The following is a 26848-nucleotide window of genomic DNA, read 5'->3' as shown; positions in this document are numbered from 1 at the left end:
ATCCAGGACGCCCGGCGCGGCGGGGCAGGGCCATCTTAGGCGTGCGGGCGGGCCCGGAGAAGCGCCATGAGGGCCCATTACGATTGGTCCTGCCAGGACGACGATTGGTCCCGGATCGGTGGCGTGCGCGGGGCGGCCAGCGGCCTGATGGCGGCGAACCCAACCGCCGGAGATGCCGCGATGTTCCCGATCCGTCTTGCCGTCCTGACCAGCCTGCTTTTCGCCACGGCCACGCATGCCGCCGCCCCGCGTTACCTGACACTGCTCAACCGCGCCCACGACAGCATCACCACGCTGGAGGTGGCCACCGCCGGCAGCGATGCGTTCGAGCAACGGCCGATCGACACCATCGACGGTGGCGGGGGCAGCACCACGATGCGCCTGGGCGATGCCGGCTGCCGCTTCGACCTGCGCCTGCAGTTCCGTAACGGGCGCACGGCGATCTACCGCGACGTCAACGTGTGCACGGGCGATACGCTGGTGATCGCGCCGCTGTAACTACCCGGAGACCACATCCTCGCCGCACAACCTCGGCCAGCGCTGCGCCAGCCGCCGGGAAATCCACCATGCGGAAATGGGCAGCGAGAGGACCAATGGAGGCAGTGCGGCTGTGACCACACTGTCCAGCGCCGTGAGCGTCGGTCCCAACGGCAGTCCTGCCTCCAGGAACTGGGGCGTCAGGTAGAGGCCTGCGACCTTGACCGGGAAGATGACGACCACGCTCACCGTCGCAATCACCCCGTAAGCCAGCGCTGCAGACACGACCACGAAGGTGGCGGGACGGGGCAGGCGATCACGGCGCAGCAGCACCTTGAGCACCGGCCACCAGAGGGGCGATGACATCCAGACCCGCCACAGGCCCTCCTCGAAGAACAGCCAGAGGAGCAGGGTGAACCACTGGTCGGGAATCTGCATCAGCGCACCTTCCGGCCGGAGAGTGCGCCACGGGTGCAAAGCCCGCGCCAGTGGTCCGACAACTGGCGAGTGATGAACCACGTCATGAGGAGGTGCAGCGGCAGCAGTGCGGGAGGCAGCCAGGAGTCCAGCCGCATGGCAAGCCATGTTCCGGGCGCAATCGCCGACAGCAACCCGGGATGCGCCGCCCCATCCAGCAAGCGTGACATGCCAACCACAGACGTCACGCCCATGGCGGCCAGTGCCGTACTCCCATACGCAAGCATTCCAGCTATGAGAATGAAGGACCACGGGTGCACGAGCCGGTCGGCCCGCAGGAACGCCCGCCGTGCTGACCACCACAGCGGTGCGGTGGACCACAGCAGATACAGCAGCGCGATTGCTGCGAACATCATCGAAAGCCGCGAACCGAACAACTGGAGGAACTGCGTCAATGCCCGTCCTCGCCCGGCGCAGGGGCGCGGGCTTGTGGTTTCGATGCTAGGGCAGGGCCGAGCCTTTTGTCATCACCGGCACGTGGTCGGCCATGAGAGCCGCTACCCAGTCGACGAACACGCGCAGCTTGGCGCTGACGTGGCGGTTGGGACGGAAGGCGATGTGCAGCGGCATCGGGTCGACCTGCCAGTCGGTGAGCACGCGTAGCAGTTCGCTGCGCCCGGCGTGTGCGGCGGCAACGTAATCGGGCAGCCAGAGCACGCCGAGCCCGGCTACTCCGGCCGCCAGATAGGCGTTGCCGTCGTCGACCGCCAGCTGATGCCGGCCGTGCACGGTCAGCGTTTCCTCGCCACGCCGCAGCGCGTAGGGCATGGCGCCTGCACGCCGCGAGCCCCGGTAACCGATGATGCGATGCGGTTCGGCTTCCAGTGCCTTGGGGTGGTCGGGCATGCCAACCGTGGCCAGGTACTGCGGCGCGGCGTACAACCCTGCCTGCAGGTCGCCGATGTGCCGCGCGACCAGCGAGGGGTCGGTGAGCACGCCGCCGCGGATCACGCAGTCCACGTTCTCATCGATCAGGTCGACATTGCGGTCGCTGACGCCCAGGTCCAGCTGGATGTCCGGGTACCGCGTGTGGAAACCGGGCAGCGCAGGGACGAGCAGGAACCGCGCCAGCGGCGCGGGCACATCCACCCGCAATCGGCCGCGCGGGCTGGCGGCGAAGCTGGAGAGGCTGGTTTCGGCATCATCCAGATTGGCGAGCAACCGCGAGACGTGCTCGTAGTACGCCGCGCCATCGTCGGTGACATTGACCTGGCGGGTGGTGCGGTTGAGCAGGCGCACGCGCAGCCGGGCTTCCAGCTGCTGCACCAGCTGGGTCACCGTGGTGCGGCTCATGTGCAGGGTCTGCGCGGCACGGGTGAAGCTGCCGGTCTCCACGACCCGGGCAAAGGCCTGCATGGCATCGAAACGGTCCATCGGCACTCCTGCGGTCAATTGTTTGGATTCTACAAACAGTGATGGACAAGGTTGGTCGTTTATCGACCGGGCCGGGGCGCCTACCGTGGAGATATCCCATCACCCGGGGCAAAAACCCCTCTGGAGTCTGCAATGGCAAGTCGTGACGTCGTGTTCCCCTCTGGCCGGCAGGATCTGTATGCCCGCTACCGCTATTCGCCGGCGGTGCGGTCCAACGGCTTCCTGTTCGTGTCCGGCCAGGTCGGCAGCCGCGAGGACGGTTCGCCCGAACCGGGCCTGGAAGCGCAGGTGCACAAGCTCTTCGAGAACCTCAACGCGGTGCTGGCGGCCGCCGGCTGCACGTTCGACGATGTGGTCGACGTGACCGTTTTCATGATCGACCCGGACCGGATCCTGGAGCGGGTCTGGGCGATCGTGCCCGAGTACTGGGGTCAGGCGCCGCACCCGACCCTGACCGCGGTCGGGGTCACCTGGCTGAGCGGGTTCGACGTGGAGTTCAAGGTGGTGGCCAAGCTGCCCGAGGATCGCGCCTGAGCGTTCGTTTAACGGAATTGACACAAACATGAACAGGAGGCAGAGTGGCGCCGCCCAGATGGGCAAACCACCTTTTGGAAGGACCTGAATGAAGAAGTTCGTCACCCTGGCCGCCGCCATCGCGCTGGCCACCCTGTCGACCGATGCCATGGCCGGCCACGCATTCGTGCGCGCCGAGCTGGGCAGCAGCGATACCGAAGTGCGTTACGACGGTTTCCGTGGCAGCGAGTCGGACACCTCCGCCTCGATCGGCGGCGGCTACTGGTTCACCCCGAACATCGGCGTCGAAGGCCATGTCGGTTCGCTTTACAACAAGGACCTGGGCTACGACCAGGAGCTGGACCTGGTCTCGATCGGTGCTGGCCTGGTGGTCAAGAAGAACTTCGGCGCCGACAATACCGGCTTCTTCATCGGCGCACGCGCCGGCATCGCGCGGCTGACCGCGCAGGTGCGCGAAGACACCTTCGACGTGGTGGATGACGAAAGCTCGACCAAGCCGTACTACGGCGTCAATGTCGGTTACGACTTCAACCGCCGCTGGGGCCTGAGCCTGAACTACGACCGCCGCCAAGGGGATTTCAGCGGCGTGGACGTGGACGTGGATACGATCAGCCTGGGTGGCGAGTTCCGCTTCTGATCCCACCGCTTGCGGTGACAGGACAACGGCAGGCCGGTGCAACGGCCTGCCGTTTTCTTTTGCGCGGGCAAGGGCATAGGATCAGCACGGACCCAGGGAGACTGCGATGGCAAAGGTGACCGGAATCGGTGGGGTGTTCTTCAAGAGCCGTGGCGACCGCGCGGCGCTGGCCGAGTGGTACCGGCAGCACCTGGGCATGACGCTGGAGGAGTTTGGTGGCGCGGTGCTGCGCTGGCCCGACGACAAGGCCAATGACGGCGGGTTGACCGTGTGGGCGCTGGCCGAGCCTGACAGCCAGTGGTTCAGTCCCAGCGATGCGCCTTTCATGATCAATTACCGGGTGGATGACCTGGAGGGGCTGCTGGCGAACCTGCGCGAGGCCGGCGTGACCATCGCCAGCGGGCCGGAGACGCATGAGAACGGCTCGTTCGCCTGGATACTGGATCCGGACGGGAACAAGCTGGAGTTGTGGCAGCCGATGGCGTGGGACCCGGAGCGGCGGGCGGGTTGACCGGCAGCGCGGGCGCTTCTTCACACGACTCCGTCGCCCGGTTGTCGATAGTGGCCGCGTCACTCCGCTTCGTCGCAGAACTCCATGCCCCTGATTCCCGAGCGCGTCCGGCGCTGGCCCCGGCCATGGCGCGTGGCGTTGCTTACCTTGCTGGCGCTGTATGCGCTGTACCTTGTTGCCGGCAACGTGTTCCTCAACACGCCGCTGTTCGATGCGGTCACCAACCGCAAACCTGAAAAATTCAGGCTGCAGACCGGGCCGGCGCTGACGCTGCTGCCCGGGCACGCGGTTGTCTGGAACGTGCGCATCCGCGGCCAGGCCAACCATACCGTCTACATCTTCCGTGCCGACCGTGCGAGCGCGTGGATCTCGCTGGTGCACCTGTTCAAGCGCGAAGTCCGCATTCCAGGCATCAACGCCACCGGCGTGGAAGCGGACATCCAACGGGTGGAAAAGGCGATCCCGCCGCCGCCGCGTGGTGATCGCGGCTGGAACATCCGGCTGGATGCGATCCACAGCGACAGCATCCGCAGCGGCCGCTTCGGCAAGCTGCTGATTGCCGGGCAGGGCCATGGCACGGTGGGCTTCCAGAAGCAGGTCAAGGGCGGGCCATCGGAACTGTTCGATTCCACTGCTGGCTTCGAGCAGGCCACGATCACCTACGACGGGGTCAAGCTGCTCGACGAGGCGCACCTGGCCGCGCGCTTCCATTACCCGCGCCACTATCGCGATGAAGCCCCGGGCCTGCGCAAGTTCGGCATCACCTTCGCGCAGCTGCAGGTGGACGGGCGCAGCCAGGCGATCAAGATCGACACGGCCGGGCCACACGTCAAGGTCGGCAGCGTCCCCGCCGAGGCACGGCTCACGGCCGATGTGGTGATGGACCGCGGCCTGCTGCAACCCGGCAGCCGGGTGGTGTGGCGGGTGCCGGTGCATGCCGGCGTCCATGCACCCGATCGCGGGCTGTTGTCATTGCAGCTGGACGTGGCCCAGGACATGCGCGTGCAGGCACGCCTGCCGCGCGACTCGGAAACCGGCAGCGAACTGCACGCGGACCTGCGCGTCACCGGCCGGAAGATTCCGTTCGAGGCGCCGGCCGAACTGTTGCCGCGGCTGTCCGGGCAGGTGCGTGGCGCGTGGCGGTTCGAGTCGTTGAACTGGATTGCCGATCTGTTCGTGCGCAAGCCGTGGTTCAAGCTGGAAGGTGGCGGGCTGCTGCAGGGTGACCTGCGCATTGCCGATGGCCAGTTGGCGCCGGGCAGCACCCTGGAGGTGCCGCAGGTGGCCGCCATTGCCGAGGTGGCGGGCGTGCGCATGCAGGGCGATGCACATGCGCTGGGACGCATCGTCAACGGTGCGCCGCCGCAGGCGGAATTGAAGGTCGATATTCCCACGTTCCGCGCGGCGCCGTCCGATGCGCCCAAGGCGGTGTTGTTCGACGGCAAGGCGCTGGCGTTGACCCTGCGCGGCGATGCACGGCTGCAGCAGCTGCGCGACGGCATGCGTGCGCAGCTGCGCTTCAACGACGCGCGGGTGCCTGACCTGAGCGCCTACAACCGCTACGTGGGCAACGACAATGTGCGTCTGCTCGGGGGTACCGCACTGCTGAGCGGCGACGTGACGCTGGATGCTGCCGGCCGGGTCGGGCAGGGCCGCGCCGACCTGCGCGGCACCGGTGCGCGCATGCAGGCCGCCGGCCTGTCGCTGCGTGGCGATGCGCAGGTCAAGGCAAGACTGCAGCGTGCCGACTTCGACGCTGGCCAGTTCGACCTGGGCGGCACCACGCTCAGCCTGCGCAACGTGCAGGTGGACGGCGATGCCGCCAAGGGCGGCTGGTGGGGCGAGGTCGACCTGCGCAGCGGGCACATCCAGTCAGAGGCACCGTTCCAGGTGGACGCACGTGCCGACCTGCGGCTTCGCGATGCCGGTCCGCTGCTGGGCATCTACGCCGAGCGCAGCCAGTACCCGCGCTGGGTGCTGGGGCTGCTCGATTCGGGTGAAGTGCTGGCCAGCGGCCAGCTGCGCTGGCGCCGCGAGCACCTGGCGGTGGACGACCTGCAGGCCGAGAACGCGCGGCTGTCGCTACGCGCCCGGCTGGACATGGAGCAGGCGCAGCGCCGTGGCGACCTGTACCTGCGCTGGGGCCTGCTCGGGGCCGGCATCGAACTGGACGGCGGCAAGCGCACCTGGCACCTGTCCGGGGCGCGCGACTGGTACGACAGCCGCCCCCGGGTGCTGCCCGAGGCCAAGCCGGCCCCGTAAGGCCGGAAGTTTCAACGCCGGGCAGCACCAACCTCGCAGGCAGCCCGAGCCGGTAGCGCTACGGCCTGCGTGGCTGTCCCGGTCACCGCCCGCGCCGTGTCAGCGGCGGAGAGCTTTTCCGGCTCCGCCAGCGCCCGCGCCAACGCCGCATCGGCGATATGCCCGTGCAGGAACAACAATCCGCTGTAGATGTTCATGTGCGTCCTCCACTTGAGTAGGACTCACGATAGGGGCAGGATGGACGGTGCAAAAGCGATCCTTTCGCAAGTCTTTCTTGAACTGGATTCAAGTCGCCATGTCCCGTATCCCGCTCCAGCCGCTGCAGAATTTCGTTACCGCCGCACGCCTGGGCAACCTGACCCGCGCGGCCGATTCGCTGAACCTGACCGTCAGCGCGCTCAGCCACCAGATGCGGCAGCTGGAGGAGCGCCTGGGGTATGCGCTGCTGCAGCGCCAGGCACGCGGGGTGCGGGTGACGCCCGAAGGGCAGCGGTTGCTGGAACAGGTGGGCCCACACCTGGATGCGATCGCGCAGGCGCTGCAGCCGTTCGGCGCGCGCCACGACCGCGTGCTGTCGGTCAGTGCGTTGCCATCGATGGCCTCCAACTGGCTGGTGCCACGGCTGGGCTCGTTCGTGGCCTGCCACCCGGAGATTGAATTCAACCTGGAATCCAGCGAGCGGCTCACCGATTTCGACCGGCAGCTGCAGTGCGATGCCGCGCTGCGGGTGGGTGCCGGGCAGTGGAGCGGCCTGCATGTGGAGCCGCTGTTCGATGAGTGGCTGATGCCGATGGCCAGCCCGTCACTGGTCGAGCGCATGGGCGGGCTGGGCGCGCTGCCGCTGTCGCAGTGGCCGCTGCTGGGGGACCCGGATGGCGAGTGGCAGCGCTGGTTCGCCTCGGTCGGCGAGGTTGCGCCGTCGCGCTATGTGGCCATGCTCAATGACTCCGAATCGCACCATCGTGCCGCGCTGGATGGCTTCGGGGTCGCACTGGGGCGGGTGACGCGGGCGCGGTTGCTGCTGGATTCGGGGCAGTTGATTGCCTTGTCACCGCACCGGTTGAAGACGCGCTGGTCGCATTGGCTGGTATATCCGCCACGGTCGTCCACGCACCGGGGGTTCCTGGCGTTTCGTGAGTGGCTGCACGCGCAGGCGGCGGAGCATGCGCGGCATATGGAGGCGTTGGTGGGGTGACGATCAACCCGCAGGGGTTGGCCAATAGTGGCTGTCGGGGGTGCTGCGCGCGCCGAAAATCGCCTGGCCTACGCGTACCACCGTGGCGCCTTCCTCGATGGCGATCTCGAAATCGCCGGACATGCCCATCGACAGTTCGTCCAGGCTGACGCCCACCGGCAGGGTCGGACGCAGGCGCTCGCGCAGGTCGCGCAGGCGCACGAAACACGGGCGCACCTGTTCGGGATCGGCCGAGAACAGCGCCAAGGTCATCAAGCCGCGCACGCGCAGCTGGGGGAAGGCGGGCAGCTGCTGTACGAAGTCGGCCACCTCGATCGGGTCCAATCCGTACTTGCTGGCTTCGCCGGAGGTGTTGACCTGCACGAACACATCCAGCGTGCGGCCTTCCTGCGCCAGCCGCTGGTCCAGCGCCTGGGCCACGCGCAGGCTGTCCAGCGCCTGGAATTCGCTGGCGAAGCGGGCCACATCCCGCGCCTTGTTGGTCTGCAGATGGCCGACCAGCGACCAGCGGATTCCCAGGTCGGCCATGGCTTCGGCCTTGCCCTTGGCCTCCTGCACCTTGTTTTCGCCCAGCGTATCGCAGCCGGCCTGCACCGCCAGTCGCAGCCGCGCTTCGTCCACGGTCTTGCTCACCGGCAGCAGCCGCACCGTGGCCGGATCGCGCCCGGCACGGGCGCAGGCAGCGGCAATGCGTGCGTGCACCGCGTCCAGGTTGCGGCGGAAATCTTCGACGGTGGCAGCCTGCGGCCAGGTGGGGGCGACGATGGACATGACGTGTTCCGGAACAGGCACGGCCCGCATTTTCGCACGGCGGCAATCAGGGCGCTGTAGGGGTACCCGGACGGATGTAATGCGACTGCCCGTTGTCGTTGAGGAAGATCAGCTCCGGCTTGCCCTGCCAGGAGGTGAGCATGGCGCCGGTGCTGTTCTGGTGCTTGATCACCAGGGTGGCGCCACGATCCGGGTTCGCGGTGATCTTGAACACTTCGGTGGTGCCCTTGGCATCATCCAGCGTGAGCGAGGCCTCATCGCCGACATCGGCAGTGCCATAACTGCCCCGTTCGGAACCGTCGGCACCAAGCAGCACCACGCCCGACAGCGGCGAGGCGCGGGGGCCCTGCGACACGCCCCTGCTGAGCGGATCGGGCAGCGGCGCGCCCAGGATCACCCGCGCCTGGCCGCTGCCGTCCTGGATGACCAGCCCGCGGGCGGTGATCACCCGCTCGGCGGACTGGCTGCGGTGCAGCTGCACGGCGGTGTACCCCGAGACCAGCAGGGCAAGGCTGGACACTGCCAGTGTGGTGAGGGTGAGTACGCGCGACATGGCAGGTTCCGGATCCTTGGATGGCAGCGACGATAGCCGAAGCCGTCATGGCCGCACCAGTCGGAAAAGTCTGTATCTATCGTCAGCGTGAAACCGGTCACAGCAATCAATGGAAGTCGCGGCTGTGGGTACGCACCCCCTCGATCAGCGCATCGAGGTTGTGCATGCGCTGCACGATCAGGTGCTGCACGCCATCCACCCGCTCCAGCCGGCCATCGATCTGCATCAGCTGCGCCTCCACCAGCACCCGGTGCTGGCGGTCGGCGGTCCTGCGCCAGACCACTGCGTTGACCATGCCGCTTTCGTCTTCCAGGGTGAGGAAGGTCACCCCGCTGGCGGTCTGCGGGCGCTGGCGCATGCGTACCAGGCCGGCGAAACGCACGCTGCGCCCGTGCGGCAGCTGCGCCAGTTCATCGGATCGCTGGCAACGCCGTGCGCGCAGCTCGTCGCGCAGGAACGACACCATGTGCTGGCCCAGGGTGGTGCCGGTGCTGTTGTAATCGGCCTGCATGTCCTCGAACGCACTCGGCGCCGGCAAGGCCACGGCCGCGTCGGCGGTGGCGCGGACGTTCTCGAACAGCGGCAACGGCTTTTCCACCCCCGAGACATCCCAGCGCGCGCGGTGGCGGTGCCCGCTCAGCCCCTTCAGCGCGCCGGCGTCGGCCAGCAGCCCTTGGTGGCGGCGGTCCAGCCGGGCCCGCTGGCTGAGGTCGGCCACGCTGTCGAAGGCATGGCGCGTACGTGCCTGCAGCACTTCCTCGGCCACCGCTTCACTGAACCCATCGATCATGCGCAGGCCGAGCCGGATGCCGGGCAGGGCATCGGCCTGCGTGGCCGGCACCAGCGTGCAATCCCAGTCGCTGTGGCGCACGTCCACCGGCAGCACCGGCACGCCGTGCCGGCGCGCATCCTGCAGGATCTGGTCGGGGGTGTAGAAGCCCAGCGGCTGGCTGTTGACCAGGCTGGCGGCAAACGCGGCGGGGTGGTGGCATTTGAGCCAGCAGCTGACGTAGGTGATCAGCGCGAAGCTGGCCGCGTGGCTTTCCGGGAAGCCATAGCTGCCGAAGCCCTTGATCTGCTCGAACAGGCGCTCGCCGTAGTCGCGGCTGTAGTTGTTCTTTGCCATGCCGGCCAGCAGCTTGTCGCGGTGCGGTTCCAACCCGCCGTGGCGCTTCCAGGCGGCCATCGAACGGCGCAGCGCATCGGCCTCGCCCGGGGTGAAGCCGGCGGCGGCCACTGCCAGCTGCATCACCTGTTCCTGGAACAGCGGCACGCCCAGGGTGCGCTTGAACACTTTCTCCAGTGCCGGCGGGTAGTCGACTTCTTCGATCCCTTCTTCCTTGAGCCGCTTGCGGCGGTTGAGGTAGGGATGGACCATGTCGCCCTGGATCGGCCCGGGCCGCACGATCGCCACTTCGATCACCAGGTCGTAGAAGCAGCGCGGCTGCATGCGCGGGAGCATCGCCATCTGCGCGCGCGATTCGATCTGGAACACGCCCAGCGTGTCGGCGCGGCAGATCATGTCGTAGGTGGCGGTGTCGCCGGCCGGGATGTCGGCCATGCCCATTGCCGGGGCGCCATGCGCGTGCAGCATGGCCAGGCATTTGCGCACGGCGGTGAGCATGCCCAGCGCCAGGCAGTCGACCTTCATCAGCCCGGTGGCATCCAGGTCGTCCTTGTCCCACTGGATCACGGTGCGGTCGGCCATGGCCGCGTTCTCCACCGGCACCAGGGTGGACAGCGGGTGCTCGGAAATCACGAAGCCGCCCGGGTGCTGGGACAGGTGGCGTGGGAAGTCCACCAGTTCGGCGGTGAGCGCCACCACCCGCTGCATCAACGGCGTGTCCGGGTCGAAGCCGCGTTCGCGCAGGGCCTCGGGCAGTGGCTCGTGGCTGCTCCAGCGGTCCAGGCAGGCGGCCAGTTCGTTGACCTGGTCCGGCGGCAGGCCGAGCACGCGGGCCACGTCGCGCACCGCGCTGCGGCCACGGTAGCTGATCGCCACGGCGGTGAGCGCGGCACGTTCGCGGCCGTAGCGGTTGAACACATACTGCAGCACTTCCTCGCGCCGTTCGTGTTCGAAATCGATGTCGATGTCCGGCGGTTCGTCGCGTTCTTCGGAAATGAAGCGCTCGAACAGCAGTTCCATGTGGCTGGGGTCGATCTCGGTCACGCCCAGCACGAAGCACACCGACGAATTGGCCGCCGAGCCACGGCCCTGGCACAGGATCTGCTGGCTGCGGGCGAAACGCACGATGTCGTGCACGGTGAGGAAGTACGACTCGTACTGCTTGAGGTGGATCAGCCGCAGCTCGTGTTCGATCTGCCCGCGCTGCGCCTCGCTGGCGCCGCCGGGCCAGCGCCAGCGCATGCCCTCTTCGACCAGGGTGCGCAGCCAGCTGGCCGGGTCGTGGCCGTCGGACACCAGCTCGCGCGGGTAGGTGTACTGCAGCTGCGCCAGGTCGAACCGACAAAGCTCGGCCACGCGCAGGGTTTCCTCCAGCAGCTCGGGCGGGTACAGTGCGGCCAGCGCCTGGCGGGTGCGCAGGTGGCGTTCGCCATTGGGGAACAGGTGCCAGCCGGCATCGGCGATGGTGCAGTGCTGGCGGATCGCGGTGAGGGTGTCCTGCAGCGCACGGCGGCGGCGCACGTGCATGTGCACATCGCCGCTGGCCAGCAGCGGCAGGTCGTGGGCGTAGCCGAATTCCAGCAGCGCTTCCAGCCGCGCCACGTCGTCGGCGTCGCGGTGCAGTTCCACCGCCAGCCACACGCGGTGCGCGAAGCGCGCATGCAGCCAGGCCGCCTCTTCAGCACTGGGCGAACGCGCCGGCCACAGGCACAGCAGGCTGTCGGGCAGGGCATCGAAGTCCTCGCGCAGGCAGCGGTATTCGCCCTTCGGCGCACGCCGGCGGCAGGTGGTGATCAGCTGGCACAGCCCGGCATAGGCGGCCTGGTCGGTGCACAGCAGCACCACCTTGGGCCCGTCCTCGATCTGGAATTCCGCGCCGGTGATCAGCGCCAGCGCGTGCTTCTTCGCCGCCTGCCAGGCGCGCACGATGCCGGCCAGCGAACATTCGTCGGTGATCGCCAGGGCCTGGTAGCCCTGTTCCTTCGCACGCGCGAACAGCTCCTCGGCAATGGAGGCGCCGCGCTGGAAGCTGAAGGCCGACAGGCAATGCAGTTCGGCATAGCCGGGCAGGGCGGTGCTCATGCGAACCAGCCGTGCAGCATGAACGGGCCATGCCGCGCACCGGCGGCGGTGTAGGCCCAGGCGCGCTGGCCCAGCGCCGTTTCCACCACATAGTAATCGCGGCGCACATCGCCTTCGTCCCACCAGCCCGATTCAATCCGCTCCGGGCCGGAGAGGATGCGCAGGTCCGGGTCGTACAGTGGCTGCGGCGTGGCCAGCAGCCAGCCCGGGCGCAGCGGCAGGGTGGGGGGCGGGCCCTTGATGGCCTGTGCGGCGGTGCCGCTGGCGCGTTCGGGGCGGTGTTCGGCGCGCAGCCCCACGCCCTGCACGGCATCGTCGCCCAGCCGCGCGCGCAGGCGTTCGCGCAGTTGTTCCCACGGCATGGCCTGCTGCGGGCGCGGGTCGAACAGGTCGCGCGCGGCCGGCACGAACGGCGGCAGGTGTTCGGCCTGCAGGCGCAGCCCACGGCTGCCGGCGGGCAGGCGCAGGTGGTCGACGCGGTTGCGCGCCAGTTCGAACAGCATCGCCGCATCGCGTTCGGGGGCGAGCAACCCTACGGTGAGCCGGGTGTCGGGGTGGCGCTCGTGTTCGAACCACAGGTCGAACTGCTGCGCGCCGCCATCGCGCGAACACAGGAAAGCGGCCAGGTCGGCGGTAAGGCGACGCAACGGGAACAGCAGGGCCTGGGTGGATTCGATTTCATACTCGAACTCGATCCGCGCATCGAACCGGTCCGGCGGCCGGAAGTACTGCAGCGGCGCACTGCCGATACCGCGCAGCGCATCCAGGTGGGCCAGCACCTGGGCCGGGAAACGCCGGGCCAGGCTTTCGCGGGGCAGCGCGAAGGCCGCGCCCAGCGTGCGCAGGCCGGAGCGCGCCAGTACCGTGACAGCCTCGGCCGGCAGGCCGCTGCGGTCGATCGGGATCTGCGCCAGTGCAGGTTCCAGCGCGGCCGCATCCACGCCCAAGCGGGCATGCACGCGGGTGAGTACCCAGGCGGCGTGCGGGTTGGGTGCCGCTACCAGCCGATGGCGGAAGCCGAGTTCCTTCAAGCCCTCGCGCAGGCGCTGTTCGATCGCCGGCCAGTCACCGAACAGGGCACGGCTGGCGCCGATCTCCAGCGCCAGCGCATGCGGGAAGGCCAGGCTCACCTGCGAGCTGATGCCGTACAGCCAGCTGGCCAGCAGCTGGCGGGTGTCCTGTTCGGCGCGCGGGTCGTAGTCCACCGTGAGCATGTCGCGGGTCAGCACCTGCGCGGCCGACAGCAGCATGCCGCGGCGCAGGCCGAGCTGGCGCGCCGCCGGGCTGACCGCATGCAGCACCCGCCGCTGGGCCGGGCCGCTGACCAGCACCAGCGGCGCGCGCGGATCGGGCTGCTGGCGCAGGGCCGCATCCAGCGCCAATTGAGGCAGCAACAGGCAGGCCCACTGCATGGCGGCGCCTCAATGAGCCAGGGCCAGCGGCAACGGCTGCGCCGGTGCCATGCCGCCGCGGCATTTGAGCACCCGCACCTGGCCGGCATCGAGCTGCAGGCGTAACGGGGCGGGGGAGGGGTTGCGGGCCAGCCGGCTGTCGCGGAAGGCAAAGCCCAGGCACTGGCCGGTTTCGGCGGCCACCTGCAGCCGGCGCAGGGCGCGGTCGTCTGCGTGCCCGGGCCAGCACAGCACCGCCGCACACGCAGCCGAGCGCAGGCATTGTTCGGCCGCCCACAGCGCTTCGCGCGGGCTGGCATGCACTACCTGCAACTGGCCCAGGGCCAGCCCGGCGCCGGCCCAGGCTGGCGCATGCGGCAGGTGCGGCGGGGCGACCAGCACTACGGTCTGCTGCAGCTGGCTGAGCCGGGCCAGGGTCGGCCAGACCAGCGCCAGCTCCCCCTGGCCGGGCGCGGCCAGCAGCACTTCGGACAGGGCCGAGGGCGGCCAGCCGCCGCCGGGCAGCCGGCTGTCCAGCGCCGGGTGCCCGGTCGGGTGGGCAGCGGCTTCCCGCGCCGTCCCGCGCGGCTGCCCGCGCCAGACCTGGCGGCTTTCCAGCAGCTGTTCCAAGGCCACCACCGCGCCCATCAGCGCACCTCCCTGGCGGGCTGGAACAAGGAGAAATGGGCGGGAAACCTGAACATGGAGGCGAGGATAGGCAGGGCAGGTGTCAAGGGTTGAGACCGACATGCTACGTGTTATTAGCAAAATTGCTAATGAATTTACCCACCCTGTCGGTGATCCCGTAACAATTCGTAGCCCCGGCCGTTGGCCGGACACCGCGCGCAGCGCGGCCCAAGCGTCCGAAGCCCAATTCACATCGGCCCGCCGCACATTTCCCGACGTTTACCCCCGCCGAAGCCGCCCGTCAGACGTCCAAGACCCCCGCAAAAAAATCCCCAACGCCAACAGCGACACCCCAGCCCCCACCCCACACACCGCCCCCCACCCATGCGCCGCATACACCGCGCTTCCCAGCAACGCGCCCAAGCCACTCCCGGCTGCATAAAACAGCATGTACCCCGCAATCACCTGCGCCTGGGCCTGCGTCGGTGCCGCCGCCAGGATCAGGCTCTGGTTGGTCACATGCAGGGCCTGCACGGCCAGATCCAGCAGCAATACGCCCAGCACCAGCCAGCCCAGCGAGGCGTGCAGTGCCGACAGCGGCCACCAGCCCAGCAGTAACAGCAGCAGGGCCCCCCGCGTCACCCGGTCGGCATGCCCACGGTCGCTCCAGTGCCCGCTGCGTGCGGCGGCCAGTGCGCCGAGCAGGCCCACCAGTGCGAACGCACCGATCGCGGTGTGCCCAAGCCGGAACGGCGGCGCGCTCAACGGCAGCGCCATGCTGCTCCAGAACAGCCCGAACCCGGTGAACATCAACAACCCCAGCAGCCCACGCCGGCGCAGCACCGGTTGCTGGCGCAGCAGGGCCAGCAGTGACAACCGCGGCGAGACGAGTGGCACCGCAAGACGCGGCAGATACCGCCACAGCAGCAGCCCGGTCAGTCCCATCACGCCCGCCGAGAGCAGGTACACCGTGCGCCAGCCGCCCAGGTCGGCGACCACGCCCGCCACCAGCCGCGCCAGCAGCAGCCCGATCACCACCCCGGCCTGCGCCGCACCGACCACGCGGCCCCGCTCATGCGCCGGCGCGGCGGCGGCCGCGTAGGCAATCAGCCCCTGGGTCATCGCGGTGCCCAGCAGGCCGACCGTGAACATGGCCAGCAGCAGGCCCATGGCCGTACCGGCGGCAGCAACCCAGAGCAGCGCCAGCATCAGCGCGGCGGTCTGCAGCGCCATCAGCCGCCGTCGCTCGACCCGGTCGCCCAGCGGCACCAGCCATAGCAGGGCGGCCACCGACCCGACCTGGGTTGCGGCGATCACCGCACCGATCCAGGACACGCCGATGTGCAGGTCGGCCGACAGGGCATCCAGCAACGGCTGGGCGTAGTAGACGTTGGCCACGCTGAGCCCACCGGAGCAGGCGAACAGCAGGAGCAGGGAAGGGGCGAGGCGCGGGAGTGGGGCAGTGGTGGACATGACTGGTCTCAAAATAGAACCAGTTGAGTCTGTGCCATTTGGTTCTAAAATGAAACCACTAAAGGAGGCTCGCCATGCACCACGATCTCAACCGCACCTGCCCGGTTGCCCGCGCGCTGGACCGGATCGGCGACCGCTGGTCGCTGCTGATCGTGCGTGACGCCTTCGACGGCGTCCGCCGCTTCAGCGATTTCCAGCGCGGCCTGGGCATGTCGCGCAGCATGCTCAGCCAGCGCCTCCAGGCCCTGCAGGACGCCGGTGTGCTGACCCAGCAGGCCGCCGCCGATGGCAGCCGATACCACGACTACGTGCTCACCGCCCAAGGCCAGGCGCTGTTCCCGCTGGTGGTGGCGCTGCGCCAATGGGGCGAGGGCCATCTGTTCGATCCGTCTGAACCGCGTTCGCACCTGCAGGTGATCAGCACCGGGCAGGCCGTGGCACCGCTGCTGCCCCACGATGCAGAGGGCAGGGCGCTGACGGCTGCGGAGACCGAAGTAATCAAGCCGGATCAGGTTCCCCTGAGCGGCGACTTGACCCGGGGCTGAAAGCTGGCGGCCGCTTCGAGGATTTCTCCAAGAAGGTCGGGGTGGCGATCCAAGAGGCGGAACAGGTTGAACACCGCTGCCACCGGCTGTGCCTTGCCCGTTTCATACCGGGAAAACGCATTGGGGCCGCCGCCGGCGATGGCCGCTGCCTCATGCTGACTCAAGCGCAGCTTACGACGTACGCGGCGCAGCTCCGCGCCCGCGTCCAATCGGGCTTGGTGCACCAGTTCATCGGCGGCCGCGAGATATCGCGCATGGCTGGTGTCATCCAGAAACGTCTCTTCGCAACGCTCGCAGCGCTCACCAACAAGATGGGGCACTTCGATCGTTCGATTGCCGCTGGCCAGTGGCAGCGATCCGGCAAAAGCGACCAGTGAACCCACCGCGCCGCATGCAGGGCATTGACCTGGGGCGAGGGTGGGGTAGTCGTGTGCGGTCGTCATGGTCATAGCTTCTTGAATGAAACAACGAGCTTGGGAGTGGGGGCGATTGCGTTGCTGGAAGCAGCAGGTGGAAACCAGAGCATGAATTTGATGTACGCCAACCCGTTTTCAGTAGGGCCGTGATAGACGTCCTGCCAAAGCGTGTGAGCTGCGTCGTTCTCGGCTGTCATGGACTTGAAGAAGTGATCTGGGGCCAAGCCCAGGATTGCCTTGATTGCCTGCTGCGGGGCCAGCTGCATCGCGGCCATGCCCGCCACTGCCTTGAATCCGAAAACCTGGGTTCCCAAGCGCCGCACCACCTGCTTGACCTGTATCAGTGGGTACTCCGGCGCCCGCTTTTCCCAGACGCCGTCGGAGCGGACGGTGACACCGCGTGGCGTGGCACCAGCCCGGGTGTGAGGGGGCGATGTACGCATCGCTTCCTTCCATGGTCAGGACGAATATACACCTTAGAGGTTGAATCACAATCACCGCAACGCAAACGTTTCTATCCAATTCGGTTGTTCGATAGGCCACATCGCTCGTAACTCAAACCTGAACGCGCTGTTGACACGAATGAACAGGGTGAACGACTCTTGAGCGGATGGGTGCTGGCGACGGCACCCGACGGATGCGGTGGCTGTGGCGACAGGCGGAGGGGCTTGATCGTGGCTGGCGTGCCCGTGTAGTTCGATCCCGAGCGCAGTTGCGTGCCGGGATCCCGCCATGACGGCGCTGCACCCTTCTGCGGCAAGACTCCCTGGATTTACTGCGTCAGCAAAGGTGTTTCGCCCGCTTATGAAAACGATTACAAAGCCCTTGGCCCTGACGGCCGCCATCGCCCTGTCGCTGTCTGCCTCTGCCTTTGCCGCACCGGCGGTGGGTGGCGACGCCTTCACCGTGCTGCGCCTGGACCAGGCACCGACGTACCTGGATGCCAAGCTGGTGGCCGAACAGCTGCAGGCGCTGGACGTGGATGCGCTGACCATCGGCAACGTGATCCGTCCGGCCGACAGCATGGAAAGCGCGCAGGCACCGGACCCGCTTGCAGCATTGGCCGACGACCTGGGCTACACCTATCGCTTCGTCAGTGCCGACCCGGCTGCGGCCGAACAGCGCGGCAGCATCGTGCTTTCACGCCTGCCAGTGGAAGCCGAATCGGGCGTGGAAGCGCCGGGCCTGAACTACCTGCGCCTCAACGACGGCCGCCACGTGGTGGCGCTGTACACGCGCGCTGCCGAGGCCGATGGCACGGTGGTCAAGACGCTGGTGGACAGCTCGCGCCTGGGTGCGCCGGCGGTGCTGCTGGGTACCGATGCGGACATCGCCACCGCCGCGGGTTTCGCCGCCATCGGCAAGGGTGCCGGATACAGTGCCGGCTTCGATGCCGCCACGACCAAGCCGGTCAAGTTGCGCCTGGATGCCGATGCGAGCATCGCCGGCCAGCTGCTGACGCTGGGCTACAGCGCCCCCGTGGGCGGCGACACGCCGTGGATGGACACCGGCCTGGGCGCGGATGCGCGCGCCAGGCTGCTGGTGGCGCGGATGACCGTGGACGAGAAGTTCCAGATGCTGCACAGCTACTTCGGGCTGGGCAAGGATGGCGGGCCGCTGCCGGAAGGCGCGGTCGGTTCGGCCGGGTTCGTACCGGGCGTGCCGCGCCTGGGCATTCCGTCCCAGCAGTCGGCCGATGCCGGCGTGGGCGTGACCAACCCGGGCGGGATCCGCAAGGGCGACCATGCCACGGCGATGCCCTCGGGCCCGTCCACCGCCTCGAGCTGGAACCCGCAGATCGCCTTCACCGGCGGTGCCACCATGGGCCGCGAAGCGTGGCAGCAGCGCTTCAACATCCTGCTGGCCGGCAGCGTCAACCTGCAGCGCGACCCGCGCAATGGCCGCAATTTCGAATACGCCGGCGAAGACCCGGTGCTGGCCGGTCGCCTGGTGGGTGAGTCGATCCGCGGTGTGCAGAGCCAGCACGTGATCTCGACGATGAAGCATTTCGCGCTCAACGACATGGAAACCTCGCGCAACTTCCACAGTGCCGAAATCGGCGAACAGGCGATGCGCGAATCGGACCTGCTGGCCTTTGAAATCGCACTGGACGAAGGCAAGCCCGGTTCGGTGATGTGTTCCTACAACCGCATCAACGGCACCTACGGCTGCGAGCACGATTACCTGATGAACCAGGTGCTCAAGCAGGAGTGGAAGTTCCCGGGTTTCGTGATGTCCGACTGGGGCGGTGTGCACAGCGGTTCGAAGGCGGCGCTGGCCGGCCTGGACCAGCAGTCGGCGGGCGAGGTGTTCGACAAGGCGGTGTATTTCGATGCGCCGCTGCGGCTGGCCGTGGCCGGTGGCACGGTGCCGCAGGCGCGGTTGGACGACATGGTGGCGCGGATCCTGCGCACGATGTTCGCGCACGGCAATTTCGACCTGCCGCCGCAGCATGTGCCGATCGACGATGAAGCGGGCTTTGCGGCCGCGCAGCGCACGGTGGAAGAGGGCAGCGTACTGCTGCGCAACGCCGGCGACGTGCTGCCGCTGGGCAAGGAGGTGCAGCGCATCGTGATCATCGGCGGGCATGCCGACAAGGGCGTGATCGGGGGCGGTGGTTCGTCGATGGTGGGCTGGACCGCGCGTGGCACCAATGCGGTGCCGGGCGTGCTGCCGACCACCTGGCCGGGCCCGGTGATCTTCCACCCGTCCTCGCCGCTGGAGGCGCTGCGCGCCGAGCGCCCGGATGCGACCATCGAGTACGTGGACGGCCGTGACGTGGCGGCTGCCGCGCGCGCTGCCGCCGCGGCCGACGTGGCGATCCTGTTCGCGACGCAGTGGTCGGCCGAGTCGGTGGATCTGCCGCACATGAAGCTGCCGGACAACCAGGACACGCTGATTGCCGGGGTGGCCAAGGCCAACCCGAAGACGGTGGTGGTGCTGGAAACCAACGGTCCGGTCGAGCTGCCGTGGCTGCAGCAGGTGCCGGCGATCCTGCAGGCGTGGTACCCGGGCATCCGCGGCGGTGAGGCCATTGCGGCGCTGCTGACCGGCAAGGTAAATCCGTCGGGCCGGCTGCCGGTGACGTGGCCGGTGGACGCGTCGCAGCTGCCTCGCCCGCACGTGAACGGGCTGGGCTTCAATCCGAAGCAGAAGCCGGACGACACCATCGATTACAACATCGAAGGCGCCAACGTCGGCTACAAGTGGTTCGCGGCCAAGGGTCTCACGCCGCAGTTCGCGTTCGGCCACGGGCTCTCGTACACGCAGTTCCAGTACGACAACCTGACCTACACGGCGATGGGCCAGCGCCTGGTGGCGACGGTGGACGTGCGCAACACCGGCAAGGTGGCCGGTGCGGACGTGGCGCAGCTGTACCTGAAGATGCCCGAAGGCAGCACCACGCCGATCCGCCTGATCGGGTTCCAGAAGGTCACGCTGCAGCCGGGCGAATCGCGCCGGATCCGCATCGAGGCCGAACCGAAGGCGATGGCCAGTTTCGATACGCGCGACAAGCAGTGGAAGATTGCGGAAGGCCGTTACGAGCTGCAGCTTTCGCGCTCGGCCAATGAGCCGCTGCAGACCTCGCCGATGGTGTTGAGTGGTGGTGTGGTGAAGTGAGGTGTACGTGGTGCGTGGGCGTTTAGAGCGCTCACGCTTTACCGCGAACAGCCTTGGTCTGCGGGCGCGCCTGGCTTGGCTGGCGGGTGTGGGTTTGCGGGACACGCCGCAAGTACGTCCATGTAGGCTCGTTCGCGCCATCCATGGCGCTCTACGGTCCCGCAAACCCACCCCCGCCAGCCTTTGACAGTTGGCCGGTCACCCACGGAAATCAAAGGCAACAGCAACGGCAACAGCGTTTGTCCACCGCTTTTTTCCGTGGTCACCGACTCACTGTCAAAGGGTCGGCGGGCATGGGGGTACGGGGGCTTTGCGAAACATGGATGTTTCGCAAGAGCCCCCATGGATGGGTTTACGGCGCCCCCCGTACCCCCATGCCCGCCGGCCCAAGCCAGGGACGCCCGCAGACCAAGGCTTTGGCTTTTGAGGCTCTGGCTTTTCAAGGCTCTGGCTCTCAAGGCTTTGCTGTAAAAGGCCGTTCGCGGCCAACCATCGGCACATATCGGCTGGGGAAGAACGGCGCTAGGCTGCGGAGGTTGGTCGCCATCACCTTCCCGGAGAGAGCCATGCGTGTTCGTGTCGTGCCTGTCGTGCTGTTGAGCCTGTTGATTGCCGCCAGCGTGTCGGCGCAGACCGCGCCGATGACGCCGGATATTCCGGCCAAGGGATTCGTCACCCCTACCGCCGGGTATGACTACGACAAGCGCGAAGTGATGATTCCGATGCGCGACGGGACCAAGCTGTATACGGTCATCGTCGTGCCCAAGGGCGCGCGCAATGCACCGATGCTGTTGACCCGTACGCCCTACGACGCCGCCAACCGCGCCAAGCGCATCGATTCGCCGCACATGCGCGACATCCTCCCGCAGGGCGACGAAGTGTTCGTCGATGCCGGCTATATCCGCGTGTTCCAGGATATCCGCGGCAAGTACGGCTCTGAAGGCGATTACGTGATGACCCGGCCGCTGCGTGGCCCGCTCAATGCCACCAAGGTCGACCATGCCACCGACGCCTGGGACACCATCGACTGGCTGGTCAAGCACGTGCCCGAAAGCAACGGCAAGGTCGGCATGCTGGGCTCCTCGTATGAAGGCTTCACCGTGGTGATGGCGCTGACCAACCCGCACCCCGCGCTGAAGGTCGCCGCGCCGCAGAGCCCGATGATCGATGGCTGGATGGGCGATGACTGGCTCAACTACGGCGCCTTCCGCCAGGTCAACTTCGGCTACTTCACCGGCCAGCTGGCCAAGCGCGGCAAAGGCCCGTCCATTCCCAGCACCGGCTACGACGATTACACCACCTTCCTGCGTGCCGGCTCGGCCGGTGACTATGCCAAGGCCAATGGCCTGGAACAGCTGGCGTGGTGGCACAAGCTGGTGGAACACCCGGCCTACGATGCCTTCTGGCAGGAACAGGCGCTCGATGCGCGCATGGCCAAGACCGAATTGAAAGTCCCCACCATGTGGCTGCAGGGCCTGTGGGACCAGGAAGACATGTGGGGCGCGGTGCACAGCTATGCCGCGATGGAGCCGCGTGACACCGGCAATACGCTCAACTATCTGGTCATGGGCCCGTGGCGGCACAGCCAGGTCAACTATGACGGCAGCAGCCTGGGCGCGCTGAAGTTCGACGGCGATACCGCCCTGCAGTTCCGCCGCGACGTGCTCAAGCCGTTCTTCGACCAGTACCTGGTCGATGGCGCGGCCAAGGCCGATACGCCCCCGGTGCTGATCTACAACACCGGCGAGAACCACTGGGACAAGCTGCAGCAGTGGCCGCGTACCGCTGCCCAGACCAGACCGCTGTACCTGCGCGCCGGCGGCAAGCTCTCGTTCGAAGCGCCGCAGGCGGGGGAGGCCACGTACGAAGCCTATGTTTCCGACCCGGCCAAGCCGGTCCCGTTCGCGCCGCGTCCGGTGCGCTTCGCCGACCGCGATATGTGGACCAGCTGGCTGGTCAAGGACCAGCGCTTCGTCGATGGCCGCACCGACGTGCTGACCTTCGTCAGCGAGCCGCTCACCGAACCGCTGCGGATCGGCGGCGCGCCGCAGGTGAACCTGCAGGCGGCCACCAGCGGCAGCGACAGTGACTGGGTGGTGAAGCTGATCGATGTGTATCCAGACCAGGTGCCGTCGACGCCGGAGATGGGCGGCTATGAGCTGGGCGTGTCGATGGCGATCTTCCGGGGCCGCTACCGCGAAAGCTTCAGTGAACCCAAGGCGATCGCCTCCAACCAGGTGCTCGATTACAAATTCGGCCTGCCCACCGCCAACCACGTGTTCCAGCCGGGCCACCGGGTGATGGTGCAGGTGCAGTCCAGCCTGTTCCCGCTGTACGACCGCAACCCGCAGACCTTCGTGCCCAACATCTACCTGGCCAAGCCCGGCGATTACCAGAAGGCGACCCAGCAGGTGTGGCATGCACCGGGCAACGCGTCGTTCATTGCGTTGCCGGTGTACTGATGCCGAGGGCGATTACCCGGACACGCTCGGGTAATCGGTGTAGCCCTTGGCGCCGCCGCCATACAGCGTGTCCGGATCGAGGTCGGACAATGCCACGCCCAGGCGCAGGCGTTCCACCAGGTCCGGGTTGGCGATGAAGGCGCGCCCGAACGCGATCATGTCCGCATAGCCGGACGCGATGGCCTGCTCGGCACTGTCCTTGTCGTAGCCGTTGTTCGCGATCCACGGGCCCTTGAACTTCGCGCGCAGCGCCGCGTAATCGAACGCGATGTTGTCGCGCGGGCCACCGGTGGCGCCTTCGATCACATGCACGAAGGCCAGGCCGCCAATGGCATCCAGGCGCTCGACCGCACGTTCGAACAACGGCTGCGGCTGCGAATCCCGCGCATCGTTGGCCGGGGTCACCGGCGACAGGCGCACGCCGGTACGCTCTGCGCCGATTTCCGAAGCGATCGCGCGCACCACTTCGTCGAGCAGGCGGGTTCGGTTTTCGATGCTGCCGCCGTATTCGTCGGTGCGCAGGTTGCTGCCATCACGCAGGAATTGATCGATCAGGTAGCCGTTGGCGGCATGTACTTCCACGCCGTCGAAACCGGCGGTGATCGCATTGCGTGCGGCCTGGCGGAAGTCCTGGATCAGCGCGGGAATCTCGTCCAGGCGCAGCGCGCGCGGCTCGGAGACATCCTCGAAGCCCTTTGCGGTGAAGGTCTTGCCATTGGCGCGCAGCGCGCTGGGTGCCACCGGCACTTCGCCGTCCGGAAGCAGGCTGGTGTGCGAGATGCGGCCCACGTGCCAGAGCTGCAGCACGATGCGGCCGCCGCGCGCATGCACCGCATCGGTCACCTTGCGCCACGCATCGATCTGGGCCTGGCTGTAGATGCCGGGCGTGTCCAGGTAGCCCTGGCCGAGCGGGCTGATCTGGGTGGCTTCGGCGATGATCAGGCCGGCGCTGGCGCGCTGCTCGTAGTACTGGATGGCCAGCGGGTTGGGCACGCGGCCTTCGATGGCGCGGTTGCGCGTCAACGGTGCCATCGCGATGCGGTTGCCGACCTCGATCGCGCCGAGCCGGGTGGGGGTGAACAACGTACCGTCAGGGGACTGTGTCATGTGCGATGCCTCGGGGAAGGGAAGTCGTGCAGGGGATACGACACCCAGCATAGGCCCGGGTGCGTTGCAGCGATGGGAAGCATTGTTGCGGGGCGCTGCGTGCACGTTGTGTAACGCATCCGGGGCGTAGGGTAGTGAGGTACTCAAGCAGAGGCAGTGCAATGATCGATTACCAACTCAAGGGCAAGGTCGCCATCGTCACCGGTGGCGTTTCCGGTATCGGCCTGGCCGTGGCCGAGCTGCTGGCCGATTCCGGCGCGGCGGTGGCGGTGTGGGACCTGAAGGACGACGCGGTGCAGAAGACCGCCGAAGCCATCCGTGGTCGTGGCGTCAGTGCGATCGGCATCGCCCTGGACGTCACCGACGAAGCGGCGGTGGAAGCGGCCGTACAGCGCACGGTGCAGGAACTGGGCGGGCTGGATATTGCTGTCAACAACGCAGGCATCGGTGGCCCGTCGGCGACCAGCGGCGAGTACCCGGTGGACGGCTGGAAGCGCGTCATCGACGTGAACCTCAACAGCGTATTCCTGTGCCAGCGCGCGCAGATCCAGGCGCTGCGCAAGGGCGGCAAGGGCGGCAGCATCATCAACATGGCCTCGATCCTGGGCCAGGTCGGGTTCGCCAATTCGGCCGCCTACGTTGCCGCCAAGCACGGCGTGGTGGGCCTGACCCAGACCGCAGCCTGGGAACACGCGGGTGACAACATCCGGGTCAACGCGGTGGGCCCGGGTTTCATTGCCACGCCGCTGCTCGACAAGATGGATCCGACCGTACGCAAGGCGCTGGAAGCCAAGCACGCGCTGAACCGGCTGGGAAAGGCGGAAGAAGTGGCAGCGCTGGTGGCTTGGCTGGCCAGTGCCGACGCGTCGTTCGCTACCGGTACGTATTACGCCATCGATGGCGGTTACCTGGCCCAGTAACCACCGTGGGGCAGGGGCGGGCCTGGCCCGCTCCTGCACGCCATGCTCACGGCGGATTTCACGGCACTCCCACGACGCTCACGCAAGGCTTGAGGCATTGCCGAGGAGAGCTGGATGGGACTGGAACAGGATCTGTCGATTCTGCTGCGCATCGCCGCAGCAATGTTGTTTGGTGGCGTGCTCGGCCTGGAGCGGGAGTTGGGCAAGCATGCGGCCGGGCTGCGCACGCACATGCTGATTGCCGGCGCGGCCGCGCTGATCGTCGGCCTGGGCGACAGCATCGCCGAGCATTTCCAGCAGGAGCGCTACCGTGACCTGCTGCAGGTGGATCCGGTACGCCTGATCGAGGCGGTGGTGGCGTGCGTTGGCTTCGTGGCGGCGGGCACCATCCTGCGTGGCAACCGCGATGATGAGGTCAGCGGTTTGACCACGGCCAGTTCGCTGATCATGGCCGCGGCCATCGGCATCGCGGTGGGGATCGGGGAATATGTGATTGCGATCGGGGTCAGTGTGATGTGCGTGATCGTGCTGACGGTGTTCCGTCGATTGGCAAAAAAGCTGGAGTCACCATGAGCAGCGAGCGTCCGTTCGAGATCAAACGCCTTGATCACCTGGTGCTGCGGGTACAGGATCTTCAGCGTGCGGTGGCCTTCTATCGCGATGTATTGGGCTGCACGGTAGCGCGCGAGCGCCCGACGCTGGGCATGGTGCACCTGCATGCAGGATCCTCGATGATCGACCTGGTGAGCGTAGAAGGTGCACTGGGCAGCCGTGGCGGTCCGGCGGCCGGCGCGCAGGGACGCAATCTTGAGCACCTGTGCCTGCGCATCGAGCCGTTCGACGAGGCGGCGCTGCGCGAGCACCTGACGATGCACGGGGTGGCGGTGGATGGGCAAGTCAGCAGCAACCTGGGGGCGGAAGGCGATGGGCTGTCGCTTTACCTGCGCGACCCCGATGGCAATGGGGTGGAGCTCAAGGGGCCGGCCAGTCCGTGCTGCGGTTAGGCAGCCAATCCGCTGTGGGGGCATAGATCTTTGGTCTAATGGGCGGATCGTAAACGCTTCGCCATGGTTGGACCATGATCATTTCCGCTTCCACCGATTACCGCGCCGCCGCGCAACGCCGGCTGCCGCCGTTCCTGTTCCATTACATCGACGGCGGCGCCTACGCCGAGCACACGCTGCGCCGCAACGTCGAGGACCTGGCCGGGATCGCGCTGCGCCAGCGGATCCTGCGCAACGTGGCCGACCTCAGCCTGGATGCGGAGCTGCTGGGTGAGCGCATGGCGATGCCGGTGGCGCTGGGGCCGGTGGGTCTGACGGGGATGTTTGCGCGACGGGGCGAGGTGCAGGCGGCGAGGGCGGCGGCGAGCCGCGGCATTCCGTTCACGCTGTCGACGGTGTCGGTGTGCGCGATCGAGGAGGTGGCGCCGGCCATCGGTCGCCCGATGTGGTTCCAGCTGTATGTACTCAAGGACCGCGGTTTCATGCGCAATGCGCTGGAACGGGCCAAGGCGGCAGGGGTCACCACGCTGGTTTTCACGGTGGACATGCCCACGCCCGGCGCGCGCTACCGCGATGCGCATTCGGGGATGAGCGGCCCCAACGCGCCGTTGCGGCGCATGCTGCAGGCCGTGACCCACCCGCGCTGGGCGTGGGACGTTGGGTTGCGTGGGCGCCCTCATGACCTGGGCAACATCTCCACCTATTGCGGCAATCCCACCGGGCTGGGCGATTACATCGGCTGGCTGGGCAGCAATTTCGATCCGTCCATTTCGTGAAGGACCTGGAATGGATCCGCGAGTTCTGGACGGGGCCGATGGTGATCAAGGGCATCCTGGATCCCGAAGACGCGCGCGATGCGGTGCGCTTCGGCGCCGATGGCATCGTGGTATCCAACCATGGCGGCCGCCAGCTGGACGGGGTGCTGTCGACGGCGCGCGCGCTTCCGGCCATCGCCAGTGCGGTCAAGGGCGAGGTGGAGATCCTGGTCGATTCGGGCATCCGCAGCGGGCTGGACGTAGTACGCATGCTGGCGCTGGGTGCTGACGGCGTCCTGCTGGGCCGCGCGTTCGTGTATGCGCTGGCGGCTCACGGCGAGGCCGGCGTGGCCAACCTGCTGGATCTGATCGCGAAGGAAATGCGCGTAGCGATGACGTTGACCGGCGCGCGGAACATTCGCGAGATCAGTGAGGATTCTCTTGTCGGTTTGTCGCGCTGAAAGCGGTAACGCGGTAAAGCGGTGAAGCCTTGGTCTGCGAGTTTGCCTGGCTTGGGCCGGCGGGCAT

At 67.5% G+C, this 26848-nt stretch carries 25 protein-coding genes and 1 pseudogene; 13 read left to right on the top strand and 13 right to left on the bottom strand.

Features of this window, described 5'->3' with window-relative positions; all coding sequences use genetic code 11:
• Positions 1–66 precede the first annotated feature (66 nt).
• On the top strand, positions 67–498 hold the full coding sequence (locus tag AC06E7_RS16870) for a hypothetical protein (RefSeq protein WP_478065403.1): 432 nt from the start codon (positions 67–69) through the stop codon (positions 496–498).
• On the opposite strand, the gene AC06E7_RS16865 is transcribed toward AC06E7_RS16870, so the two are convergent.
• From AC06E7_RS16865 to AC06E7_RS16855, 3 genes are read right to left on the bottom strand one after another with little or no spacing between them, the layout of a single operon-like run.
• Positions 499–915, bottom strand: a complete 417-nt coding sequence (locus tag AC06E7_RS16865; protein WP_478065402.1) for a hypothetical protein — start codon at positions 913–915, stop codon at positions 499–501.
• Positions 915–1349, bottom strand: a complete 435-nt coding sequence (locus AC06E7_RS16860; protein WP_184126891.1) for a hypothetical protein — start codon at positions 1347–1349, stop codon at positions 915–917. The genes AC06E7_RS16865 and AC06E7_RS16860 overlap by 1 nt, the downstream gene beginning before the upstream one ends.
• 46 nt (positions 1350–1395) lie before the next feature.
• Positions 1396–2346: a LysR family transcriptional regulator gene (locus AC06E7_RS16855; RefSeq protein ID WP_478065401.1), complete on the bottom strand. Its 951-nt coding sequence runs from the start codon at positions 2344–2346 to the stop codon at positions 1396–1398.
• A 114-nt stretch (positions 2347–2460) separates the two neighbouring features.
• Between AC06E7_RS16855 and AC06E7_RS16850 the strand changes: the two genes are divergently transcribed.
• The 4 genes from AC06E7_RS16850 to AC06E7_RS16835 all read left to right on the top strand — a co-directional run bounded on the left by AC06E7_RS16850 (position 2461) and on the right by AC06E7_RS16835 (position 6272).
• Positions 2461–2862 carry a RidA family protein gene (locus AC06E7_RS16850; RefSeq protein WP_478065400.1) on the top strand — a complete coding sequence of 134 codons (402 nt, stop codon included), beginning with the start codon at positions 2461–2463 and terminating at the stop codon, positions 2860–2862.
• Positions 2863–2950: 88 nt separating this feature from the next.
• Positions 2951–3499, top strand: coding sequence for an outer membrane beta-barrel protein (locus AC06E7_RS16845; RefSeq protein WP_320457131.1), 549 nt, complete (start codon positions 2951–2953; stop codon positions 3497–3499).
• Between the two features lie 106 nt (positions 3500–3605).
• The gene (locus tag AC06E7_RS16840) at positions 3606–4010 is read left to right on the top strand and encodes a VOC family protein (protein ID WP_478065399.1); all 405 of its coding nucleotides are present in this window, start codon (positions 3606–3608) and stop codon (positions 4008–4010) included.
• Between the two features lie 84 nt (positions 4011–4094).
• Positions 4095–6272: a translocation/assembly module TamB domain-containing protein gene (locus AC06E7_RS16835; protein ID WP_478065398.1), complete on the top strand. Its 2178-nt coding sequence runs from the start codon at positions 4095–4097 to the stop codon at positions 6270–6272.
• Positions 6273–6283: 11 nt separating this feature from the next.
• On the opposite strand, the gene AC06E7_RS16830 is transcribed toward AC06E7_RS16835, so the two are convergent.
• On the bottom strand, positions 6284–6469 hold the full coding sequence (locus tag AC06E7_RS16830) for a hypothetical protein (RefSeq protein WP_478065397.1): 186 nt from the start codon (positions 6467–6469) through the stop codon (positions 6284–6286).
• Between the two features lie 98 nt (positions 6470–6567).
• Between AC06E7_RS16830 and AC06E7_RS16825 the strand changes: the two genes are divergently transcribed.
• A complete protein-coding gene (locus tag AC06E7_RS16825) occupies positions 6568–7467 on the top strand; it encodes a LysR substrate-binding domain-containing protein (RefSeq protein ID WP_336443124.1) in 900 nt (299 codons plus the stop codon).
• Between the two features lie 3 nt (positions 7468–7470).
• Here AC06E7_RS16825 and AC06E7_RS16820 read toward each other — a convergent pair whose 3' ends face one another.
• The 6 genes from AC06E7_RS16820 to AC06E7_RS16795 all read right to left on the bottom strand — a co-directional run bounded on the left by AC06E7_RS16820 (position 7471) and on the right by AC06E7_RS16795 (position 15490).
• Positions 7471–8238 (bottom strand): YggS family pyridoxal phosphate-dependent enzyme, encoded by a 768-nt coding sequence (locus tag AC06E7_RS16820; RefSeq protein ID WP_426805833.1) that lies wholly within the window; start codon positions 8236–8238, stop codon positions 7471–7473.
• Positions 8239–8284: 46 nt separating this feature from the next.
• Complete coding sequence (locus tag AC06E7_RS16815; protein ID WP_184126878.1) at positions 8285–8791, bottom strand: hypothetical protein; 507 nt, start codon at positions 8789–8791, stop codon at positions 8285–8287.
• A gap of 106 nt (positions 8792–8897) precedes the next feature.
• Positions 8898–11999: an error-prone DNA polymerase gene (locus AC06E7_RS16810; RefSeq protein WP_478065396.1), complete on the bottom strand. Its 3102-nt coding sequence runs from the start codon at positions 11997–11999 to the stop codon at positions 8898–8900.
• Positions 11996–13411 (bottom strand): Y-family DNA polymerase, encoded by a 1416-nt coding sequence (locus tag AC06E7_RS16805; RefSeq protein ID WP_478065395.1) that lies wholly within the window; start codon positions 13409–13411, stop codon positions 11996–11998. The genes AC06E7_RS16810 and AC06E7_RS16805 overlap by 4 nt, the downstream gene beginning before the upstream one ends.
• Before the next feature lie 9 nt (positions 13412–13420).
• Complete coding sequence (gene imuA / locus AC06E7_RS16800; RefSeq protein WP_068852565.1) at positions 13421–14038, bottom strand: translesion DNA synthesis-associated protein ImuA; 618 nt, start codon at positions 14036–14038, stop codon at positions 13421–13423.
• A gap of 258 nt (positions 14039–14296) precedes the next feature.
• Positions 14297–15490, bottom strand: a complete 1194-nt coding sequence (locus AC06E7_RS16795; RefSeq protein ID WP_478065394.1) for an MFS transporter — start codon at positions 15488–15490, stop codon at positions 14297–14299.
• A gap of 74 nt (positions 15491–15564) precedes the next feature.
• On the opposite strand from AC06E7_RS16795, the gene AC06E7_RS16790 reads away from it, so the two are divergent.
• Positions 15565–16035: a winged helix-turn-helix transcriptional regulator gene (locus tag AC06E7_RS16790; RefSeq protein WP_478065393.1), complete on the top strand. Its 471-nt coding sequence runs from the start codon at positions 15565–15567 to the stop codon at positions 16033–16035.
• Here AC06E7_RS16790 and AC06E7_RS16785 read toward each other — a convergent pair.
• Positions 15999–16478 (bottom strand): type II TA system antitoxin MqsA family protein, encoded by a 480-nt coding sequence (locus AC06E7_RS16785; protein WP_478065392.1) that lies wholly within the window; start codon positions 16476–16478, stop codon positions 15999–16001. The genes AC06E7_RS16790 and AC06E7_RS16785 overlap by 37 nt on opposite strands.
• A gap of 2 nt (positions 16479–16480) precedes the next feature.
• Positions 16481–16894 (bottom strand): type II toxin-antitoxin system MqsR family toxin, encoded by a 414-nt coding sequence (locus AC06E7_RS16780; protein ID WP_478065391.1) that lies wholly within the window; start codon positions 16892–16894, stop codon positions 16481–16483.
• A 361-nt stretch (positions 16895–17255) separates the two neighbouring features.
• Here AC06E7_RS16780 and AC06E7_RS16775 point away from each other — a divergent pair, with 361 nt between their 5' ends.
• Positions 17256–20072 (top strand): beta-glucosidase, encoded by a 2817-nt coding sequence (locus tag AC06E7_RS16775; RefSeq protein WP_478065390.1) that lies wholly within the window; start codon positions 17256–17258, stop codon positions 20070–20072.
• Positions 20073–20638: 566 nt separating this feature from the next.
• A complete protein-coding gene (locus AC06E7_RS16770) occupies positions 20639–22534 on the top strand; it encodes a CocE/NonD family hydrolase (RefSeq protein WP_478065389.1) in 1896 nt (631 codons plus the stop codon).
• A 12-nt stretch (positions 22535–22546) separates the two neighbouring features.
• Here the strand turns inward: AC06E7_RS16770 and AC06E7_RS16765 are convergent, their stop codons facing one another.
• Positions 22547–23641, bottom strand: coding sequence for an alkene reductase (locus tag AC06E7_RS16765; protein ID WP_068852552.1), 1095 nt, complete (start codon positions 23639–23641; stop codon positions 22547–22549).
• A 161-nt stretch (positions 23642–23802) separates the two neighbouring features.
• On the opposite strand from AC06E7_RS16765, the gene AC06E7_RS16760 reads away from it, so the two are divergent.
• From AC06E7_RS16760 to lldD, 4 genes and pseudogenes are all read left to right on the top strand, one after another.
• On the top strand, positions 23803–24561 hold the full coding sequence (locus AC06E7_RS16760; protein ID WP_478065388.1) for an SDR family NAD(P)-dependent oxidoreductase: 759 nt from the start codon (positions 23803–23805) through the stop codon (positions 24559–24561).
• A 114-nt stretch (positions 24562–24675) separates the two neighbouring features.
• Positions 24676–25134, top strand: coding sequence for an MgtC/SapB family protein (locus AC06E7_RS16755; protein ID WP_068852546.1), 459 nt, complete (start codon positions 24676–24678; stop codon positions 25132–25134).
• Entirely contained in the window at positions 25131–25565 is a 435-nt protein-coding gene (locus AC06E7_RS16750) for a VOC family protein (protein ID WP_184123359.1), read from the top strand. Before AC06E7_RS16755 ends, AC06E7_RS16750 begins: the two co-directional genes overlap by 4 nt.
• 74 nt (positions 25566–25639) lie before the next feature.
• A pseudogene (gene lldD, locus AC06E7_RS16745) lies at positions 25640–26781 on the top strand (FMN-dependent L-lactate dehydrogenase LldD).
• Positions 26782–26848: the final 67 nt, after the last annotated feature.

The sequence above is a fragment of the Stenotrophomonas sp. Steno-Z4 genome (genome assembly GCF_056393145.1).
This window is presented reverse-complemented; position numbering and strand designations above follow the sequence as displayed.

What these genes read in the sequence shown, in the direction of transcription:
- AC06E7_RS16870 (WP_478065403.1), top strand. Translation starts at nt 67, where the DNA reads ATGAGGGCCCATTACGATTGGTCCTGCCAGGACGACGATTGGTCCCGG.
- AC06E7_RS16865 (WP_478065402.1), bottom strand. Translation starts at nt 915, where the DNA reads ATGCAGATTCCCGACCAGTGGTTCACCCTGCTCCTCTGGCTGTTCTTC.
- AC06E7_RS16850 (WP_478065400.1), top strand. Translation starts at nt 2,461, where the DNA reads ATGGCAAGTCGTGACGTCGTGTTCCCCTCTGGCCGGCAGGATCTGTAT.
- AC06E7_RS16845 (WP_320457131.1), top strand. Translation starts at nt 2,951, where the DNA reads ATGAAGAAGTTCGTCACCCTGGCCGCCGCCATCGCGCTGGCCACCCTG.
- AC06E7_RS16840 (WP_478065399.1), top strand. Translation starts at nt 3,606, where the DNA reads ATGGCAAAGGTGACCGGAATCGGTGGGGTGTTCTTCAAGAGCCGTGGC.
- AC06E7_RS16835 (WP_478065398.1), top strand. Translation starts at nt 4,095, where the DNA reads ATGCCCCTGATTCCCGAGCGCGTCCGGCGCTGGCCCCGGCCATGGCGC.
- AC06E7_RS16830 (WP_478065397.1), bottom strand. Translation starts at nt 6,469, where the DNA reads ATGAACATCTACAGCGGATTGTTGTTCCTGCACGGGCATATCGCCGAT.
- AC06E7_RS16825 (WP_336443124.1), top strand. Translation starts at nt 6,568, where the DNA reads ATGTCCCGTATCCCGCTCCAGCCGCTGCAGAATTTCGTTACCGCCGCA.
- AC06E7_RS16820 (WP_426805833.1), bottom strand. Translation starts at nt 8,238, where the DNA reads ATGTCCATCGTCGCCCCCACCTGGCCGCAGGCTGCCACCGTCGAAGAT.
- AC06E7_RS16815 (WP_184126878.1), bottom strand. Translation starts at nt 8,791, where the DNA reads ATGTCGCGCGTACTCACCCTCACCACACTGGCAGTGTCCAGCCTTGCC.
- AC06E7_RS16810 (WP_478065396.1), bottom strand. Translation starts at nt 11,999, where the DNA reads ATGAGCACCGCCCTGCCCGGCTATGCCGAACTGCATTGCCTGTCGGCC.
- AC06E7_RS16805 (WP_478065395.1), bottom strand. Translation starts at nt 13,411, where the DNA reads ATGCAGTGGGCCTGCCTGTTGCTGCCTCAATTGGCGCTGGATGCGGCC.
- imuA (WP_068852565.1), bottom strand. Translation starts at nt 14,038, where the DNA reads ATGGGCGCGGTGGTGGCCTTGGAACAGCTGCTGGAAAGCCGCCAGGTC.
- AC06E7_RS16795 (WP_478065394.1), bottom strand. Translation starts at nt 15,490, where the DNA reads ATGTCCACCACTGCCCCACTCCCGCGCCTCGCCCCTTCCCTGCTCCTG.
- AC06E7_RS16790 (WP_478065393.1), top strand. Translation starts at nt 15,565, where the DNA reads ATGCACCACGATCTCAACCGCACCTGCCCGGTTGCCCGCGCGCTGGAC.
- AC06E7_RS16785 (WP_478065392.1), bottom strand. Translation starts at nt 16,478, where the DNA reads ATGACGACCGCACACGACTACCCCACCCTCGCCCCAGGTCAATGCCCT.
- AC06E7_RS16780 (WP_478065391.1), bottom strand. Translation starts at nt 16,894, where the DNA reads ATGCGTACATCGCCCCCTCACACCCGGGCTGGTGCCACGCCACGCGGT.
- AC06E7_RS16775 (WP_478065390.1), top strand. Translation starts at nt 17,256, where the DNA reads ATGAAAACGATTACAAAGCCCTTGGCCCTGACGGCCGCCATCGCCCTG.
- AC06E7_RS16770 (WP_478065389.1), top strand. Translation starts at nt 20,639, where the DNA reads ATGCGTGTTCGTGTCGTGCCTGTCGTGCTGTTGAGCCTGTTGATTGCC.
- AC06E7_RS16765 (WP_068852552.1), bottom strand. Translation starts at nt 23,641, where the DNA reads ATGACACAGTCCCCTGACGGTACGTTGTTCACCCCCACCCGGCTCGGC.
- AC06E7_RS16760 (WP_478065388.1), top strand. Translation starts at nt 23,803, where the DNA reads ATGATCGATTACCAACTCAAGGGCAAGGTCGCCATCGTCACCGGTGGC.
- AC06E7_RS16755 (WP_068852546.1), top strand. Translation starts at nt 24,676, where the DNA reads ATGGGACTGGAACAGGATCTGTCGATTCTGCTGCGCATCGCCGCAGCA.
- AC06E7_RS16750 (WP_184123359.1), top strand. Translation starts at nt 25,131, where the DNA reads ATGAGCAGCGAGCGTCCGTTCGAGATCAAACGCCTTGATCACCTGGTG.